The organism is Actinoplanes sp. NPDC051633, from assembly GCF_040681735.1.
Classification (GTDB): Bacteria; Actinomycetota; Actinomycetes; order Mycobacteriales; family Micromonosporaceae; genus Actinoplanes.
The window spans coordinates 1-3911 of the sequence record NZ_JBFAZH010000744.1; the positions used below are offsets into that span (position 1 = coordinate 1).

Below are 3911 nucleotides of genomic sequence, written 5' to 3' on the forward strand. Positions count from 1 at the left end.
TTGAAACCTCATGCCGATGATTGGCATTATCCCTGTCCTCGCCCGGACCACCAGCCCATCGTTCTGCCCATGTCCGCCAGCCCTCACTGTCTCCGGGTCGAGCACCTGGACGAGCCGCTCGGCATCCACGTGGCCGCGCCGCGCCTGTCCTGGCGACTGCCCGAGGGTGCGGCCGCGCAGACCGCCTATCGCCTGACCGGCGACAACGGGTGGGACACCGGCCGGGTGCCCTCGCCGGAGAGCGTGCTGGTGCCGTACCACGGGCCGACGGCGGCCTCCGGTGAGCGGGTCGAGTGGCGGGTCAAGGTCTGGACCGACCTGGGCGAGAGCGACTGGTCCGCACCCGGCTGGTTCGAGATGGGCCTGCTGTACCTCGACGACTGGCAGGCGGTCTGGATCGAGGCGGACTCGCTGCTGCGGCACGAGTTCGACGTCGACCGCCCGGTCGTCCGCGCCCGGCTGTACGCCACCGCTCGCGGCCTCTACGAGGCCTTCCTGAACGGGCAGCGGGTCGGCGACGCCGAGCTGACCCCGGGATTCACCCAGTACGAGGCCCGGTTCCAGGTGCGGGCGTACGACGTGACATCGCTGATCCGCACCGGCCGCAACACGATCGGCGCGATCCTGGCCGACGGCTGGTACCGCGGCCAGATCGGCATCCTGCGGGCCGCCGAGCAGTGGGGCAGCCGGATCGCCCTGCTCGCCCAGCTGCACCTCACCCACGCCGACTCCACGACGACCGTCATCGGCACCGGGCCCGGCTGGCAGGGCGCCCGCGGGCATGTCGTGGCGGCCGACCCGATCGCCGGCGAGAGCTGGGATCTGCGCCGGCGATCGGGGCGGCCGTCCTGGGCGCCGGTCACCCGCGCCGAGGACACCGCGGCCGCCCTGACCGACTCGCCCGCGCCGCCGGTGCGCCGCGTGCAGGAGCTGACGCCGGTGTCGGTGACCCGGCTGGACGCCACCCGCCAGGTGGTCGATCTGGGTCAGAACATCAACGGCTGGGTACGCCTGTCCCGCCTCGGGCCGGCGGGCACCGAGCTGAGCCTCGTACACGGCGAACACCTCGACGCCACCGGCGACGTGACCACCGAGCACCTCCGCCCGGCGGTGCCGTTCCTGCCCGAGCCGCTGCCCGCCGGGCAGGTCGACCACGTGGTGTCGGCCGGCGAGCCGGGCGCGGTGTTCGAGCCGCGGCGCACCACGCACGGCTTCCGGTACGTCCGCGTCGAGGGCCACCCGCAGGACCTGACCCCGCGCGACGTCACCGGCGTCGTCGTGCACACCGATATGCGCCGCACCGGCTGGTTCTCGTGCAGCGACGACCGGATCAACCGGCTGCACGAGGCGGCGGTGTGGAGCCTGCGCGGCAACGTCTGCGACATCCCGACCGACTGTCCGCACCGCGAGCGGGCCGGCTGGACCGGCGACTGGCAGCTGTACGTGCCGACCGCCGCCTTCCTCTACGACGTCGCCGGCTTCACCACGAAATGGCTGCGCGACGTCGCCTCGGACCAGTGGCCGGACGGCACGATCGCCAACATCAGCCCGGCCGGCCGCTCGGAGGGCCGGGACAGCCCGATCGCCTTCCTCAACGGCTCCGCCGGCTGGGGCGACGCGGCGGTCATCGTGCCGTGGGAGATCTACCGCGCGTACGCCGACGAGCGGATCCTCGCCGAGCAGTGGCCGTCCATGGTGGCCTGGCTCGGCTTCGTCGAACGCCGCGGCGACAAGGGATTCCACTTCGGTGAGTGGCTGATGCCGGGCGAGGACGTGTCCGACCTGGACGCATACGCGAAGCTCGACAAGTCCGACGTGGCCATGGCCTACCACTTCCGTTCCGCTTCGCTCATGTCGCGGATCGCCGCGGTGCTCGGCCTCGACTTCGACCCGTCGACGGCGACGCGGGTGCGGGCCGCCTGGCAGGCCCGCTTCATCGACGAGCACGGGCGGCTCACCCCGGACACGCAGGCGAACCACGTGCGCGCGCTCGCCTTCGGGCTCGTGCCGGACGAGCTGCGGCCCGCGGCCGCCGAGCGGCTCGTCGAGCTGATCCGCGAGCGGGACACGCATCTGGGCACGGGCTTCCTGGCCACTCCCCTGCTCCTGCCGGTGCTCGCCGACACCGGCCATCTCGACGTCGCGTACGAACTGCTGTTCCAGGACACCGAACCGTCCTGGCTGACGATGATCGACCGCGGCGCGACCACGCTCTGGGAGCGATGGGACGGCGTCGACGCCGACGGCGTGCCACATGACTCGCTCAACCACTACTCCAAGGGCGCGGTTGTCTCGTTCCTGCACCGCTACGTCGCGGGCATCGAGCTGCTGTCCCCCGGCTACCGCCGGTTCCGGATGCGGCCGCGGCCCGGCGGCGGGCTCACCTCGGCCGCCGCGGCGCACGACTGTCCGTACGGGCGCATCGAAGTGTCCTGGCGGATCAGCGACGCCTTCCACCTCCACGTCACCGTCCCACCCGGCACGACCGCCGACATCGTGCTTCCTGACGGCCGCCACCTCGAAGCCGGTCCGGGCCGGCACACCCATCGCTCAGAAGGAGTGACGTCGTGACCACCTCCCCCCTCGAAAGCGCGAGCCAGCCGGACGTCGCGGTCGTGGCCGCCGACGCGGACACCCCGACCGGCACCCCGGCATCCGCCTGGCCCAACCCGCGCAACGGGTTCCTGTTCTTCCTCGGCTTCGCCGCCATCGGCGCCGGCATGGCCAGCCTGGTGCCGGCGGTCCTCACGCTGTCGCTGAAGGCGGCCCAGATCGACGCCGCGAACGCCACCACGGTCCTGTCCGTCACGGTCGGGGTCGGCTCCGTGTTCTCGCTGATCGCGTTCCCGGCACTGGGCCGGCTCAGCGACCGCACCACCGGGCGCTTCGGCCGCCGCCGCCCGTTCCTGCTGCTCGGCGCCCTGCTCTTCATCCTGGGCGCGATCGGGATCATCGCCGCGCAGAACACGTTCACGCTGACGCTGGCGAACATCGTCACCGCGGTCGGCTACAGCTCGGCCGCGGTCGCCTTCACCGCCGCGATCCCCGACCAGCTCGCGCCCGACCGCCGCGGACCCGCCTCCGCGATCGTCGGCCTGAGCCTGCCCGTCGGCGCGGTCACCGGTCTGTTCATCGCGCAGCTGGTGTCGCCCAACCTCACCCTGATGGTGCTGATCCCGGCCGTCATCGCCGCGGCCGGCGCGGCGCTGTTCGCGGTGAAGCTCGGCGACCGGAAGCTGGCCGCCGCCGAGCGGCCACACTTCGGCTGGACGCAGTTCCTCACCACGTTCTGGGTGAGCCCGCGCAAGTCGCCGAACTATGCCTGGGCGTGGTTCAGCCGCCTGCTGCTCTTCCTCGGCGTCGCGGCGATCCAGGCGTACCAGGCCTTCTACCTGATCATGGTGTTGCACTTCACGCCGGACGAGGTGGCCCAGGCCGTCTTCCTGTCCACGCTGGTGCTCACCGCGGCGGCGCTGATCTTCGCGTCCATCGCCGGCAAGGTCTCGGACCGCATCGGCCGGCGCAAGCCGTTCGTCATCACCGCCGCCGTCATCTTCGCGGTGGGCCTCGCGCTGGCCTCGTTCGCCGGGAGCTTCCCGGCCTTCCTGGTGGCGATCGGCGTGGTGGGCGTGGGCCAGGGCGTCTACATGGCCGTCGACATCGCGCTCGTCACGCAGGTCCTGCCGGACCCGGACAACCCGGCCAAGGACCTCGGCATCATGAACCTCGCCAGCACCCTGCCCGGCACGATCGTGCCCACGGTGGCGCCGGCCGTCCTGGCCATCGGGGCATCGGCGGCGAACCCGCAGAACTTCACGGCCCTGTTCCTCTTCGGAGCGATCGCCGGCCTCCTCGGCGCGGTCCTGATCGTCCCGATCCGGAAGGTCCGCTGACTTCAGCCACCCAGCCGC

The 3911-nt window shown here is 72.1% G+C and carries 2 protein-coding genes; both read left to right on the plus strand.

The window, feature by feature from the left end; genetic code table 11:
- The first annotated feature begins 69 nt into the window (after nt 1–69).
- Nucleotides 70–2571: a family 78 glycoside hydrolase catalytic domain gene (locus AB0M20_RS31095; protein ID WP_364303891.1), complete on the plus strand. Its 2502-nt coding sequence runs from the start codon at nt 70–72 to the stop codon at nt 2569–2571.
- Complete coding sequence (locus AB0M20_RS31100) at nt 2568–3893, plus strand: MFS transporter (RefSeq protein ID WP_364303892.1); 1326 nt, start codon at nt 2568–2570, stop codon at nt 3891–3893. Before AB0M20_RS31095 ends, AB0M20_RS31100 begins: the two co-directional genes overlap by 4 nt.
- The last annotated feature ends 18 nt before the right edge of the window (nt 3894–3911 follow it).